11 protein-coding genes are annotated in these 16313 nt (G+C 41.4%); all 11 read right to left on the bottom strand.

Annotation, left to right across the window (positions count from 1 at the left end; translation table 11 throughout):
• Positions 1-10: 10 nt before the first annotated feature.
• The 11 genes from tssH to tssM all read right to left on the bottom strand — a co-directional run bounded on the left by tssH (position 11) and on the right by tssM (position 16304).
• Complete coding sequence (gene tssH, locus FE394_RS15690; protein WP_319927301.1) at positions 11-2665, bottom strand: type VI secretion system ATPase TssH; 2655 nt, start codon at positions 2663-2665, stop codon at positions 11-13.
• 77 nt (positions 2666-2742) lie between these two features.
• Positions 2743-3810, bottom strand: a complete 1068-nt coding sequence (tssG, locus tag FE394_RS15685) for a type VI secretion system baseplate subunit TssG (RefSeq protein WP_319927300.1) — start codon at positions 3808-3810, stop codon at positions 2743-2745.
• Between the two features lie 33 nt (positions 3811-3843).
• Entirely contained in the window at positions 3844-5718 is a 1875-nt protein-coding gene (gene tssF / locus FE394_RS15680) for a type VI secretion system baseplate subunit TssF (protein ID WP_319927299.1), read from the bottom strand.
• A gap of 17 nt (positions 5719-5735) precedes the next feature.
• Positions 5736-6290, bottom strand: a complete 555-nt coding sequence (locus FE394_RS15675; protein ID WP_319927298.1) for a type VI secretion system baseplate subunit TssE — start codon at positions 6288-6290, stop codon at positions 5736-5738.
• Between the two features lie 55 nt (positions 6291-6345).
• The gene (locus FE394_RS15670) at positions 6346-8097 is read right to left on the bottom strand and encodes a type VI secretion system-associated FHA domain protein (protein ID WP_319927297.1); all 1752 of its coding nucleotides are present in this window, start codon (positions 8095-8097) and stop codon (positions 6346-6348) included.
• Positions 8098-8200: 103 nt separating this feature from the next.
• On the bottom strand, positions 8201-8695 hold the full coding sequence (locus tag FE394_RS15665; RefSeq protein WP_319927296.1) for an Hcp family type VI secretion system effector: 495 nt from the start codon (positions 8693-8695) through the stop codon (positions 8201-8203).
• A gap of 27 nt (positions 8696-8722) precedes the next feature.
• A complete protein-coding gene (locus FE394_RS15660; RefSeq protein WP_319927295.1) occupies positions 8723-9208 on the bottom strand; it encodes a type VI secretion system tube protein Hcp in 486 nt (161 codons plus the stop codon).
• A 111-nt stretch (positions 9209-9319) separates the two neighbouring features.
• Positions 9320-10822: a type VI secretion system contractile sheath large subunit gene (gene tssC, locus FE394_RS15655; protein WP_319927294.1), complete on the bottom strand. Its 1503-nt coding sequence runs from the start codon at positions 10820-10822 to the stop codon at positions 9320-9322.
• A 3-nt stretch (positions 10823-10825) separates the two neighbouring features.
• On the bottom strand, positions 10826-11374 hold the full coding sequence (gene tssB / locus FE394_RS15650; RefSeq protein WP_319927293.1) for a type VI secretion system contractile sheath small subunit: 549 nt from the start codon (positions 11372-11374) through the stop codon (positions 10826-10828).
• 77 nt (positions 11375-11451) lie between these two features.
• Positions 11452-12519 (bottom strand): type VI secretion system protein TssA, encoded by a 1068-nt coding sequence (tssA, locus tag FE394_RS15645; protein WP_319927292.1) that lies wholly within the window; start codon positions 12517-12519, stop codon positions 11452-11454.
• A 44-nt stretch (positions 12520-12563) separates the two neighbouring features.
• Complete coding sequence (tssM, locus tag FE394_RS15640) at positions 12564-16304, bottom strand: type VI secretion system membrane subunit TssM (RefSeq protein ID WP_319927291.1); 3741 nt, start codon at positions 16302-16304, stop codon at positions 12564-12566.
• Positions 16305-16313 lie beyond the last annotated feature (9 nt).

Below are 16313 nucleotides of genomic sequence, written 5' to 3'. Positions count from 1 at the left end.
ATGGAGTCTCTTAATCCATGAACTTAAATTGAAACTTACCTTGTTCAAGAGATACATGTAACTGATGATATTGTTGATCATTGGCGCTGGCAGAAAGCAGGTGTTGACTGATTTGCGGCAGCAGAGTGTTGGTCAGTATGGCATCTACCATACGGCCACCTGATTCGATTTCTGTGCATCGACTGACAATATGTTGAACCATTGCATTATCGAATGTGGCGGTAATGCAATGATTATCCAGCAAACGTTTTTTAATTCGCGCTAATTGCAGGTGAACGATGCTTGTCATGACTTCATCATTTAATGGATAGTAGGGAATAACTAACAAACGTCCCAGTAAGGCGGCGGGAAATACGTCCAGTAGTGGTTTTCGCAGTGCTGTACTGAGTTTTTCCGGATCTGGGCTGGGATCTTGTTGCAAACATAGTGAACTGATGAAATCAGCTCCGACATTGGATGTCAGGATGATGATGGTATTGCGGAAATCAATGTGGCGACCTTCACCATCTTCCATCCAGCCTTTGTCAAAAACCTGAAAGAAAATCTCATGAACATCTGGATGGGCTTTTTCAATTTCATCCAGCAATACCACACTATAAGGGCGACGGCGAACCGCTTCTGTCAATACCCCGCCTTCACCATAGCCAACATAGCCCGGAGGGGCACCTTTTAAAGTGGATACGGTGTGAGCTTCCTGAAATTCACTCATATTGATGGTAATCAGATTCTGTTCACCACCATAGAGTGTTTCTGCTAATGCCAGGGCTGTTTCAGTCTTACCGACCCCAGAGGGACCACAGAGCATGAAGACACCAACAGGTTTATTGGGATCATCTAATTTGGCGCGTGAAGTGCGTACCCGTTTTGCTATTAATTCCAGCGCATGATATTGACCGATAACACGTTGGTTAAGTGTGTCAGCCAACTGTAATACAGCTTCAATTTCGTCTTTTACCATGCGACTAAGAGGAATACCCGTCCAGTCAGAAACAATGGCGGAAACGACATTGCTGTCTACTGAGGAAAAGATAAGGGGAGTATTTCCCTGCACAGCCTTCAATTGTTGTTGTATTTCTGTCAGCTCAGTATGGAGGATATTAGTATCGCTGTGCTGCGGCTCATTTAACCGGATTCGCAGGTCAATAATTTTATCAACCAGAGCGAGTTCTTGTTGCCAGCGGTTTTCCAGTTTTTTTCGTTCTTCTTCCAATATAGATAATTTAGTGGACAGTTTGCTGAGGATAGCGTTTGAACGTTGCTGATCGCCGACGCCTACTCTGGATTCCCGTTCGATAATCTCCAACTCCGTTTTCAGGGCATCAATTTGATGGCGGCAATTTTCCAGCTGGGGTGGTTCTGCATGTTGACTAATAGCAACTCTGGCGCAAGCCGTATCTAGCAAAGCCACTGCTTTATCGGGTAACTGGCGGGATGGAATATAGCGATGTGAGAGACGTACAGCCGCTTCAACAGCTTCATCCAGTAAAAGAACATGGTGATGTTTTTCCAGAGTATTCACCAGACTACGAAGCATCAGTAGCGCTTTGGATTCATCGGGTTCATGGACTTGGACAACTTGAAAACGACGAGTGAGAGCGGGATCTTTTTCAATATATTTTTTGTATTCTGACCATGTGGTAGCTCCAAGAGTCCGTAACTGACCTCTGGCTAATGCGGGTTTTAACAAATTGGCTGCATCACCGGTTCCCTGTTGTCCTCCTGCACCAATCAGAGTATGAATTTCATCAATAAACAGAATGATAGATATCGGGCTTGATTGCACTTCATCAATCACTTTGCGCAAGCGGGATTCGAATTCACCTCTGACACCGGCACCCGCCTGCAACATGCCAATATCCAATAACCAGAGTTGAACATTTTGCAGAGGTGGTGGAACATCGTTTGCTGCGATCCGCAACGCCAGCCCTTCAATAACGGCAGTTTTACCAACTCCGGCCTCTCCTGTCAGTAGGGGGTTATTTTGGCGGCGACGCATCAGAATATCGATAATCTGGCGGATTTCTTCATCGCGTCCAGATACGGGATCAATATCGCCATTGCGGGCACGGGCCGTTAACTCTTGCCCGTATTGTTGCAATGCATTATTAGATGTTTGTTTAGATGTTTGTTTAGATGTTTGTTGCTTTGCTGGCTGAGTATCGGGAGATGCTGCGGTATTTTCTGCATTTTCATCACTGCTACCGCATATGGCATTGAAATTATCTATCAATGAATCAGTATTAATCCGGTCAAACTGTGGGGAAATAGCTTTCAGCGTATTGTGTAAATTGAACGTTTTTAATAGACCAATCAACCAATGCGCACTCCGGATCTTGTCAACACCGAATTTCAATGAGCCATATACCCAGGCCCGTTCTACGGAGCTGTCAATGTGTTCGGAGAGATCAGAGATTGTGCTGGCTCCGCGAGGCAGGCGATCCAGTGCTGCAACAATATCCTTTGTCAGACCGGATTCATCCAGCGCAAAATGGCGGATAATCAGCCGGAAGTCATTATTTTGTTGCTGCATAAGCTGGTGTAGCCAATGCACCAGTTCAACATAAGGATTACTACGTAATTTGCAGAATGTTGTGGCATTTTCCAATGAAGTAAATAAGACTCGGTTGAGTTTACCAAAGAGCACAGAACGGCTGATTTCTGACATAAATATAACCCGCAATAGTTGTGTTTATACCCGTCTTTCAAGCGGCAACTCGAAATCTATTGGGTATATGGGAGAATTTAACCAGAGGCTAATTGGCTTGGGTTTGTTCCGGGAAATTCTGGATTATAGATTAAATCATCATAATGGCTTGGTCTTGTTACTTTCCCAAGCCAGCTATTCAGGCCTAATTTTATCGGATCTGACAAATGCATCTCGGTTATGGCTGTTTTATTAAGTATCAACTTAATATCCCAGGCATACTCAATGCCCAAATACTGATAGACCCAATCACGTAATTGCTGCGACTTAGATTGCCCGGGAAGAAACATGTCATATTCTGTTCGTGTTAGTGGCCCTATTTCAATGCGGAATTTGTGCTGCATATCATATACCGCCGTTCCCAAAAATGTAGATTGCCCTAAACGTGGCATATAACGCCCTGCTGTTAATCTGGCCTGATCCTGAGTTTCAATTTGTAACCATTGTGGAATATTCTGGGTGATTTTTACGGGGACCCTGAAATAAAAGATCAGGATTTTCTCCAGTCCTTCCGCACTATGCCCTTGACGGGAAAGATGGCCGGAAAGTGCATAACTTGCATGGTTGCTGGTAGCTTCATGATTTTGTTGAGCGGGTAATCCCATACCTATCAGGCTGGCTAAATAATGGCAAAACCGCTGATTATCTGGTCTGTCTAGTGATGATGTGGGTTGTGCATCCGCCCAGGAACGATAGAACAGCTGTATCAGCCGATGATGAAATATATTGGCAAAAGCCCCCAACGTCGGGTCGTGATAATTATATTCCCGAGAATAGGCATATTCAGTCAGATGTAGTGGCAATGGTCCATTGGGACCGAATAATCCGAAGCTGTAAATGAGGAGTTCATATAATTTTGCATTTTTCTGTATCTTAGTTTCTGCGATTGTCGAGGGAGCAAATATCATTGATGCTTTTTGCCCCAAACGTAGAGATTCGTATCGCGGCAACGGGGCAGTTCCGAGCTTATAATATTCCCCGCACTGGGCATCAATGCGTCGTAGAGTCTGAAACAAATCGAATTGCCACGGTGTTTGAGTTAGCTGTTGCCAAAAATTATCTGGCAAGCGGCATACACGATGAATGGCGATAATGTCTGTATTCATATCCATATCCATATGTCTCTTTTCTATTATCTCTTATATTAATTTCTTATTACCTATACGAGCAGGCCAAAAACCGATCTGCCCACGTTGTTGGCTATACAGTGACATTTCGATAAATGAATTCATGGTCACCAGACGCGAGAATAATTTTTCCAGAACACTACCCAAAAGCCATGGGCTGGTGCCGGCAAACTCTTGTTCATTCACTTCCAGCTTAATGCTGATCCCACGGACGAAAGCCACGGGACCTGGGGCGGGAACCCTGCGATAGATTTCCTTTAATGAGCAGTGGCGTATTCCATTGATTTGGCGTATCACTGCCGGTTCTGCAACATTGGCATAGAGGCTTAATAATTGTCGTAATGCCTGCGTTCCTTCTTTGGAGTCTTTATCCATAAAATTCATGTAGTTAATTTGAAGTTGGCTAATTAATTTCCATGAGATTGAGCCTTGTGCCAGAGCAAGGCGTGGAATAGTTGGTCTTTTAATAAATTCAATCTGACTGATGGGAATGGAATCCAACATAGCAAAGCTGCTGATATCCTGCTGTCGCAGCATTGCAGGCAGATCGCGGTTAGTGCACATAATTTCGGCACTCAAATACTTTAATGCATTAGGCCATGGCGAATGGTGCTCATCAACAATTGAAATAAATGTTTCTGTGCCGATATAGCTGGTACGCATTCCATAGTGATGAGCATGCTCAGATAAAATGCGGGGATCACGGCGCAGGGAAAAATAAGCACCGTAATTTCCCTTGTCGTCACTGTTAGTTGACCAAAAAGGGCGAAACTCACGTTCTGATTTTTGTTGTGCATCGACGCCATGCAAACGTTGCACAGAGAAAATTTCATAATCCAGTGGCCGGATATTATCCACGACCAGATGATATTCATTCGTGCTTTCATCAATAGTGACGCGTTCAGTCACTTTGGGGAACAGATTAATCACAGGAGTACAGTTCAACGCCAGATAGGAAGTATCAACCAAACTCTCCAAATGACTGTCGATTTTGTCCAAAAGTAGAATCAGTTCAAATTCATTCTCTTTTTCTGTTTTTTCCAGCAAAGATTGCATACCACGAATACTGAAAAATCGGAAACGCGCCGGAAAGGCAAAATATTCTTGGACTTGGCGATAACCGCTGAAATTACGGGAATCATTGGGTAAAAGAGCCTGATTATCTTCAAACCCTTCATGGTGTGGTGAAATATCAGGTAGCACTTGATATTGTGGCGTTTCGCCCAAAGTTTGGCATACCATGCCAACCGAGTGTTCCATAATCAATTCCAGTAATTTCTGGGACTGAATATCTGGCCCTGAAAGAAAAAATGTCAGTTTGTTCAGATTGAGCTCATTGAGAAAAAATCTTCCCTGACAGACAAGTCTGATACGCAAGGCATTGACAGCACCATATTGATGAAGATTTAGTCCCATAAGAGGAAGATTGGCCGGGATCTTGCCAAGCTCAACTTTTTGCAAACTCAGTGGTTGTAAAATCACATCTTGAGTGGTGGAGTACTGGAAAGTAATTCCTTCTTTTTTCAGTGTTTGGCAAAGCATAATAGTGCCACGAGGCACTAAAAATCCGTGGCTGATATCACCTTTACTCAAGTCAGGATAAAGTTCAGTGATAGCCATAGAGGGTGTTGGGGCCAGATAGTTGGGATATAACATCTCCAGTAAGTGCTGGGAAAAATGCTGAAATTCGGCATCCATTTTTAATTGAATGCGGGAAGTCAGGAAAGCAAAACCTTCCATCAGACGTTCAATATAAGGATCAGCAACATCAATGCCGTGCATTCCAAGCCTGTTAGCTATTTTTGGATAGCGATCAGCAAACTCTTTGCCCATTTCACGTAAATACATCAGCTCCCGGTTGTAATATTCCAGTAGCTTACTGTCCATTATTCCTCCTGAGTTTATTATCCTTCTTCTTTCATGACAAAATAACCATTTTCCAGATCGATATCACTGCGGAAAATAAATTCAAGGGGCCAGGGAATACACCATAAAAATCCTTTTATTTCTATGGATAATATATTGTATAACGACAGGGAATTTATATCTGAAATGCAATTAACCTCAAGTTCATCGGGAATAATACGCGGTTCAAAAACATGAATGGCACTAATGATCTTATTTTTAATATCATTCCATTCGACATCAGATATATTTTTACCGGCCAAGGATGTTAAACCAAAATTATAAGTAGAGCGGATGATCTCTGGAAAAAGAGAAATGTCTTGCTGAGATTCCTTATTGATACTGTTGAGTAACCATTGTAAATCCCGGAGTAAATTCTTTCTCAATGTACCGTGTGACAGAAGATAATCATTGATCGCTTCTTTTTTCTTGTTGGGGAAATTATCGGTGAGCTTGTCAAGCAAAGAAGGTTGCATTCTATCTCTGGCTGTTATGCGCGCAGGAGATTTACGGGCATGATGACCGCCATGCAGCAAAGTTATATTGTCATTCATTTTTCACCTATAAATCTATAAATAAGGTTTCATCATAATCGTAAACTTTTATGTTTTATTTTTTCAATTTATCTTGAGAGTGTCTATATCGTTCTATTTCTGTCTCATAGGCTTGCAGAAAATTTTCGCCAAACAAGGCATGATCTTTCTCAAACGTATGGACAATTGTTTGATAATATTTGATGAGATAATCCCATAGATAGGATTTAGTAGTTGAAGATAATGACAAACGGGGAAATTTAATTTCTTCATGTGCTTTTTTCTCAATAACGTCAGGTTCGAATGTTCGTAAGATATCTGCTGTAATGGCATGCAATCCGGCAATCATACCTAATTGATGAGCCTGTAATTCGATTAAAATATCTCGCGTTGCTTTTTCGGGTGACATAAATCCCGGTATATGATCACCAAACATTTGAGTCAGCACAGCTTGACCGGAAGGCAGCAATTTAAACGGATTGTTGTTATCCGGCAGGATCTTCGTCATATCTGCATTTATTTCATGTTTTAGTCGTGAGCATGAAGCGTTCAGGGCCACAATACCCTGCGATAACTGACTGAGTAATTTCCCCAATTGATACATTGTATGTTCATCAAATTGTGGTTTTTTAATATTGTTAAGCCCCATGCCATCCAGCAAAGCTGCCAGTAATTTTCCCTCTAATTGGATTTTATCTGCTTGATGGGGAAAAGGCGCGTCAGGTCTGTAGGACATTGGTTCAATATTAAGGCAGTCATAGTCATTATTATAGTTACTCTTGTCATGGTCATCATTGCCATTATTGTTATCATCAATACCATGATAATCCGGATTATCATGGTATTGATGACTGGCTGAATTTTTATAATGACTTTGCTTCAGATGATCAGAATCAGTCAGATTGCTGGTCAAGTCTGGATTTGCCTCTTCCGTTGCGAAGAGCGGGGGTAAAGGCGGTGAGGATGTCTGAGTATAATAGGATAAATCATCCTGATCGCGGATTTCCTGAGACTCAGAGATAGCCGAGTCATCCAAAGATGCCAGTGGTTCAGCTTTACCTAACATTAGGCTCAGGGGATCATCATGCTTAATGTCCCTTGCATGTTGATCAGAAAACAGTGCTAACGGGTCAACTTCCTGTTTATTCTGTTGTAATAGCGTGCTGGGTGTTGTGTCATTCAGAATATTTTCCCGCTGGAAACCGCTATCTGAATTAAACATCGTAATAGGATCGGTGGCGTTAATTTGCAGAGTATTAAGGTTGACTTTTGACTCCATTTGTTCAAGCGGATCAATAGGATTGCGTTTCTGATATTGTTGAGGTGTTATAAGTGGATTATTGTCATTCAATTCTTGAGGCACTGGTTGGGTATTTTGTACTGATGTTGCATTAGCTGTGGGGAGTTTACTTTCTAATCCGTCCCATACTTCACTGGGAATATTTTTCAATTTATCATGTTGGGGTTGTATCGTATTGAGAATATGGGTTTCAGCCAAAGGTGGGGCACTTTGGGCAATATTAACAACTTGAATTTGATAATCGCCAATATTAAGAACATCACCATCACAAACTTCAATTTGACGATCAGGCGCCACAGGTATTGTGTTCAGTAAAACCTCCGAGGCGGCACCACGATTAGTAATACGGCATCCGCCATCGGCAGAAATGGATACAATGGCCTGTAAACGTGCGATGGCGTGTTCTTCGCCCGGGAGAACCCAGTTATTTTCGGTACTGCGACCTATAGTGCCACCCGGTGGTATAAAATCATAACTGAGTTGTGGTGGTCGGTTTATACCGATGTTTTTAATAATGGTGAATCGCATAATCTTGGATACCTATCGTATAAATAGATGCCTGTTATTGATGATAATAACCTCTCTTAGAAACAGAGAGGTTATTATTGCAGGATTTTAACATTATTATTTATTAAGTGATTTCTTTAGTTTTAATATTATAACCACCAGAAACGTCAGCAGCCGATTTTCCATCAAAAGTTTGACCTGTATAAATTTCAGTGAATTCTTCGAAAGCAAGACAGATAATAGTATTGGCGTAAGTACATGCTGAATCGTAACTTGTCGTACACAGAGTAACCATAACTTTCTTCATTTCAATTACGTAGAATTTCTTTTCTTCTTCTCCGCTTGATGATGTTAACATAAATATACTAGCCTCGGGAATATGCTTCCCTTTAAATAAATAATCACGCAAGGCAGTACTCGATTTATCATATACTATCTCAAGAGTCACTTCACCGATAATAGGCGTGCCTGCGCAAAGTCCTGTTTTTTGGTTGAGAGTGGCTGAATTACTTACTGAATGTTTCAGATTTATGATCGATATCATATCGTTATATTTTTTATGTTTGGATTCGCCTTTAATATCCTTTATGCTTAAATAACCACAAATAAATTCGCTCATGATTATATCCTCTGTAAATTAAATTAATCAGATTACTTCATTAGTAAAACGATTATAACCATGGTGAATGGAAGCATCGGAAATACCAGTTTCTTTTTGTCCTGTATATGTCTCTTCATATTGTTCATAATCCAGACCAATTTCGAACATACAAAAACCAGCGCTAATATTTATAGAACTATAGACAATCAAAGCGTTTGTTAGAACAAAGCTCTGCCATACTATATTTTTTGCTTCCCCTCTCTTTAGTAATTCTATTTTTATTGTTGCAATGTGTTGGCCCTTATATAAGAACTTACGCATTGTGATATAAGCTTTTTCGAGTTCACAAAATAACCGCACTTCATCTATTACCGGCACACCCGCACTTAGGCCAGAAACACCATCTGCACTGGGTTTATTTATAGTCTGAATGCCAATGTTATTAAAAGATACCCAGTTCTTATGGTTTGATTCACCAGTTTCACCGTCAATACCTTCAAGTTTCATGAACCCATAATTAATTTCAGCCATAATTTACTCCAATTAACTAAGAGATAAATAATACCTATTTTAGCGTTATGCATATAATTCGGGATTAGAAATAAATATTGCTATATAAATTGTCATATAACCGGATTGGTTTTAACTTCTTTTTAATGAAGGAAGTTTTGATACTAAGCGAAGAGATACGGTTAAACCCTCTAATTGGTAATGAGGGCGCAGGAAGAATTTAGCGTTATAATATCCCGGGTTTCCTTCAACTTCTTCTACTTGTACTTCTGCGTTTGCCAGTGGTTTTTTAGCTTTGACGACTTGTGAAGAATTTACCGGATCACCATCGACATAGTTTATTATCCAACTATTAAGCCAATTCTCCATATCACCCCGCTCTTGAAATGTCCCTATTTTATCGCGCACAATACATTTCAGATAATGGGCAAAACGGCAGCAGGCAAATAAATAAGGTAAGCGAGCTGAAAGATTTGCGTTGGCAGTAGCATTAGGATCGTAATACTCAATGGGTTTCTGAAGTGATTGCGCCCCAATAAATGCGGCCATATCTGTATTTTTACGATGTAATAATGGAAGAAAACCATTTTTTGCCAATTCAGCTTCACGGCGGTCACTAATGGCTATTTCGGTGGGGCACTTCATATCAACGCCCCCATCATCAGATGGGAAAGTGTAACAAGGCAGATTTTCTACGATCCCACCGGATTCTACACCACGGATAGAAGTACACCAGCCATACAGTTTAAATGAACGATTGATATTAACGGCCATAGCATAAGCGGCATTGGCCCAGGTGTAATTAGTGTGTGTAGGTCCCTGCGTATTCTCTTCAAAATTAAAAGTATCTACGGGATTGGTTTTGGCCCCATAAGGCAGGCGAGAGAGAAAACGCGGTAGCGCCAATCCTACATAACGAATATCTTCAGATTCGCGCAAACTGCGCCAGGGCGCGTATTCAGTATTCTGAAAAATTTTGGTCAGATCCCGGGGATTAGAAAGCTCCTGCCAGGATTCCATTTGCATGACATCCGGTGCCGCGCCTGAAATAAATGGACAATGCGCTGCTGCGCTAATTTGTGCTATTTCACGCAAGAGCTCAACATCGGGCGCAGTATGATCGAAATAGTAGTCTCCAATCAGGCAGCCGTAAGGCTCACCGCCAAACTGACCATACTCTGCTTCATAGATCTTTTTAAAGATAGGGCTTTGATCCCAACTGACCCCTTTGAAACGTTTTAGTGTGTTACTCAATTCCTTTTTGGAAAGGCACATCACCCGGATTTTCAGCATTTCATCGGTTTCAGTATTATTAATCAAATGATGCAGGCCACGCCAGGCTCCTTCGAGCGTTTGGAATTCGTCATGGTGCAGAATATGATTGATTTGCTGGGATAGTTTGTTATCAATTTCGGCAATCAAAGCCTGAATGGTGCGATAAGTATCATTAGAGACTGTAACTGTATTTTCCAGCGCCTGCTGTGCCAGCGTTGTTACTGCATTTTCAACAGCGCTGCGTGCTTGATCATTTTGCGGACGGAACTCTTTGTTCAGCAATTGGCTTAGTTCATCAGGAGAGTATTCTTTCAAACCCTGCTCTTGTTGAAGTTCAGTGTCTTGTTCTATTGTGCTCATTGATTACTCCTTATTTTCAGTCCCTTCTTCAGAGATATTTTCTGCTTCAGTGGCACTCTCTGGGGATTTTGGCGCTTCGGCTAGTGATTTCAGCAGGGCTGGATTTTGCAAAATATCGGCAATTAACTGTTCTGCACCACTTTTACCATCCATATAGGATAATAAATTGGTCAGTTGGATTCGGGCTTCAAGCAACTTAGCCAATGGTTCGACTTTTCTGGCAATTTCATCTGGTTGAAAATCCTCCATTTTTTCAAAAGTCAGTTCAATATTGAGTTTTCCTTCCTCGGTTAATGAGTTGTCCACCTGAAAAGCAACCCGAGGTTTTAGTGATTTCAGACGCTCATCAAAGTTATCTACATCTATTTCCATAAAATTACGTTCACTTACTTCAGGCAAGGCTTCTATAGGTTGTCCTGCTAAATCAGCCATCACACCCATAACAAACGGTAACTGAATTTTCTGCTCTGAACCGTAAAGTTCGACGTCATATTCGATCTGTACGCGAGGAGGGCGGTTTCGACCGATAAATTTTTGTCCACTGGATTTCATAGCGAATTCTCCATGACGGGCTAAGTAAATAGATTAATAAGGAATAAAACAGGCAGATAAAATAAGGCAATTAACGATTAATTCGGGTCAAGATTATCTGGGCGGCCAAAGATGATTTCGAGTTGATTTAAACCCTCTGGTGCAAGGTCATAAACAATGTCTATAAAATCACGATCAATTAACCGCTGTATACGAGAAATCATCATAGGAGCAGGATGACTTGGTTCATGTATGAGAAAATAGTTTTTAGCTTTTTCCAATAACATACGTGCTTCATCGCGGTTGTTGGCTTCAATCTCGCTCCAATAAATAGAAACCTTATTTTCCGGGGTTGTTGATGAGGGCAAATCCTCATGACCCAGAGATGGTTTTAGATGAGGTAATTCTGGGGCAACTGATTTTTCCTGTGTATCAGAGTCATTTATTCCTGATTGAATGGCAGGGCAAAATTCAATCACCGTATTTAAGTTTTTTAAAAGTCTTGATAATTCAGGGGCATGGACGGCTGATAATTTCTGACTGATGATATCGATTATTTCGATAAGGTGATTGCGAATATGGATGACTGCTAAAATTTCAGGATTATTAATTTGTTGTTTTAATTCATCCAGTAATCGAGTCCGCCCGCCAGTATAGCCACTGATTTCGCTTATTGAACCATCCAATAATGAATATACTTCCTGCAATGATAATTCCTTCGAAATACTTTTTAGCAGAACAGAATGTTGTACCTGCAATGTGATAGGCGAGCTATCCTCAATGGCAGCCAATATATTAAGACGAAATAAAGGATCATATTCACCATCAAATTCCAGCTTGGGCCAAACCTCTTCCCAATAGCGCTCCAAGGTTTTCTTGAGTAAATCCATGCCATCTGCATAACCACACAATCCCCGTAGCTCTAACCATGATTGTGCCAGTGCCAGAATGACACGCAGATCTTTGGTACGGGTTAACAGGCTGATGGTTTGCTCTTCCACTTGTAGCCAGTTAGGCGATTCTGCCGGAATGATAATATCACCAAATTGCTGATCGACCTTTCCGAATAAAGACTGCTCTAACGCCATAAACTCGGCATCGTATTCCAAATCTTCTCCACACGGAGACTCGGCACTGATCGGTTTGAGTAATGCATCGATATTCATAATAAATTTTCGCTCATATTAATGATTAAATATGCTACCGATTTTTATGAGTTTATTAGGACCGGACAGGTGAAATTAGGTAGCTGAAACGGACTGAAAATACTATTTGGGATAAATTCCAATGTGACAAAATGACCGTTGATGTTGAATCTGGCCAGTAGCTTCGTATTATCGTCAGAATTCGGGTTCTGTCTGCGTTTGGCTCTATTTATATCTCCACTACTTATATCTGCACTACTTATATCTGCACTATTCATATCCAGCAGGCGGTTCAGGGCCCACGGGCCAGAAATGGTCAGATTGGAGGTTGTACCATCGTCTAAATTTAATTGAATGTGAATCTGATTTGTTTTTCCGGTACCCGGCCAGTTGATCAGATGTGGAATTTGCGGGCCGTGGCTGTATTGTAATTGTTGACCATCGATATCCAGTATCATGCTTAATATGTTGTTGTCCATGTTAACTGCACGAACGATGACACGAAATGAAGGTACGGGCATTCCGCTGTTAAAAAGAGTATCGCGGATGATTTGAGCCTGTTTAAACGGTCTGAGTAGCTTTTTATCTCCTGCCCGCATTTTTCTATCTATTCCTGCTATTCCTGCTATTCCTGTTCCCGCTATCATGTGCCAGTCAGCTTGCGTCGTATCGACTTTTCCGGCCAGATATTTCTGGAAAAAAATATCCATTATTCCCGTTCTTGGGGTAAACATCCGTGCCATATCATCGGGCTTTATGTCGTTACGCGCGCCTTGTGTCAGCGGATAACGATTGGCGATCGCTCGATGGCAAAAGTTACTCACTTCTGTCTTTAGATGCTTCTCAAGATTTTTCATATCACTGAGCTGAGTATCATTACTGGCACCCGTCACCAGAGAATAAATTATATTCTTGAATGGCATCGGCAGGTGTTTCGCTGTTGCCTGTAGCTGTGTGATCGCTTTATCTGCGGGCGCTGGCATTCCTGCATCGGCGGCATTCTGCACTGAAATTAAGTATCTGTATAACTCACCGATTTGTTGGATCGTACTATCAAAAGGGATTTTTCCTTTTTCTTCATCAGAACTGTTTGCCAATTCAGTCAGTTGTGCAAAGTGTTCTTTCAGTATTTGTTCTGGTTCCGGTTGTTTGTTGTCTGGCAACATTTGTTTCGGGACTAATTGAGTCAATGAGCCGGCTTTACTTTTTTCTAATGAACGGGTCTTACCAGTGACAATATTGCTGATTTTATCAGCCTGGTTATTCTTCAGGCTGGTATCCAGAGTGATATTTTTGCTGATGTTAACCAGCAGGTTACGAATGGGGGAAAAACTGGATGAAAGCAAACGAGCCATATTGGCATGTTGGTCCAGACTATCAATATTGTTCAGCCGGATGTCAGACAGGAATTTATCCCATTGATAAATGTAATCATTAATATAAAGTTGCCGTACATAAAGAGCGATTTCCCCGGCAGACTGTTGTCTTGCATAGGAGCCGAGTACCCAGCTATCCTGATTGTACAGGGTATCAATCAGCGAATTGAGCTCTTTGTCCATCGCTGTTTGGTAACCTGTAGGCGTGAACATTCCCGGTATACCTTGAGTTATGGATGCGCCACTGATCCGCGAAAAAACGAGTTCGGCTTTGGGACCGGCAAGGGTTGCCAGACTCACTGTGGATAAATTGGCGTTGCTCAACAAGTTATTTTTCAAATGGATGTAGATGTACTGTGCTGGTGGAATGCTGCTGAGTAGAATCTGTTTTTTTTCCACCAGTTGATCTTCACGGACATAGGGTGAAGTGACAACTTGGTTATCCAGTAATTGACTGAGATGTTCGTTAATTTGGCGTAACTGGAGGTGTGGAATACTCGATTGTGAGTGGGTATACAAATATTGCATCACCCAATTACGCAAAAATTTACCGTTATAATGTTTGGGCTGATATAACATCTGATAGGCTTTTAACGTACGATAAATTCCATCTATGCCATCCATACCTTCCATATCCGCACCCCTGTCTTGATGCAACTGAGAGGTTATTAACTGTGCTACTTGTGGCAGCAGCAAAGTTTGTAATGCTTTTGTGTACAATGACCAACTTGCATCGCTGACCTGTTCACCACAATATAATCCCATTTGGTAGGATAGCGGAGGGTTATCAAGGGAGAAATGCCGGCTTTTTCCTAAACTCTCCAGATCGTTCAAAATAGGCAGTAAGGGATAAATATCGGCACTATCAGTACTTTTTTTTAACTCAGAAAATTGACGCAGTATCAGGGGCGTTTTAGCCTGAACTTCCATCAGGTAATTTTTGTTGTTGTTGTAACTGGCAAAGAGCAAAGCAACAATAGCGCCCATAATCGCCATCAAAATAATGTAACCTAAACCATTTAGCAGACGGTTACGGTATACCCACCAACGGTTGTAATCAGCGAGTCCCGCCTCTTGGATGATGCTGCCCAGTAAATTTTTCAGAAAATAAGCCTGATGCTGATGAAAAGCGTTTTTATTATTCCCCCGTGAAAGTGAGCTGTTATCACTGTTATTATCACTATCTGTAGGTAATTGGAGAGCGTGGTTGATTTTCTCCATCACACTATCAAATGACACACCTTCCTGTATTCCACTGGTGAAATAAAGTCCTCTCGGTGAATAAGGGATCTCAAATCCCGACTTAGCGAATGTGACCTCCAGATATTGTTCTATCTTAGGTCCCAACGCAGCAAATTCTTGTGGGAATAAATAACTGTCGGCGCAGTTCCGCAGATCATGCTGACGCAGCAAAATATCAGGTAATTCGGCATCTAATCTTTGTTGTAACAAACTATATTGCTGTTCAAAGATTTGCTTCATATTCCAGTTAGCTTCATTCCACGGAAAGTTAAATCCCCAGATTTGATCTCGCTGTGCTTTATCTAAATGAGTAAAATAAGCACTAAATCCTTTTAATAAGTCAGTTTTGGTGATTATGACGTAAATCGGCAACCGAATTTTGAAGTGGTCATGCAATTCCGATAGACGTCGGTGTAACATATAGGCTTGCCGTTGCTGCGCTTCCTTTAATGGATTAAACAAATCTTCTACGCTGACGGTAACAATGACGCCATTGACTGGCTGGCGAGTCCGGTATTTTTTCAATAACTTAATAAAAGACGTCCACTCAGAGGCATCTAATGTGTTCTGAGTGTCCTGCGTGATATATCGTCCAGCAGTATCCAGAAAAACCGCATCATTGGTGAACCACCAGTTACAATTTCCCGTTTCTTGCTGGCTATATAAGACAGAGTTTTCAAAATGATCAGCCAATGGAAAGTGCAGGCCGGAATTTGCCAGTACAGAAGTTTTCCCGGAGTGGGGAGCGCCTATGACGACGTACCAGGGTAATTGATATAAGTACTGACGATTGGAAAGATGTCTCCAACCGGATTTATATTTAGGGTTAAGGCCATAGAAATTAGCATTTTTCAGCAGTCGTGCCACATCAGAAAAGCGTTCTGATAGTGTTCCATCTTGTATCGCATGAGATTGCTCGCTCTGCTTATTGTCTTTGTCTTTGTTCAATTGGCTGGATAATTTTTTATTCAGCCAGGTCCGGTATAAGGGCGGTACTGACTGGATTAACAACCAGATAAGGAATAACGATATGATCGTGATGACTCGTACCGTATTTGATTCAAAAGGTACGGCCCTGCCAATTGATATAATGGGACCAATAAACCAGATAATGAAAGAAATTGCTGTTATTCCCAGAAAACTCCACATTAGCCGGTTAGTAATGATAGAAAGAATTATATTCAACATGTTTCAGTT

This window comes from Xenorhabdus littoralis (assembly GCF_033949345.1).
Taxonomy (GTDB): domain Bacteria; phylum Pseudomonadota; class Gammaproteobacteria; order Enterobacterales; family Enterobacteriaceae; genus Xenorhabdus; species Xenorhabdus littoralis.
Note: the sequence above shows the minus strand (reverse complement) of the source record. Positions and strands in the feature narration are given on the sequence as shown.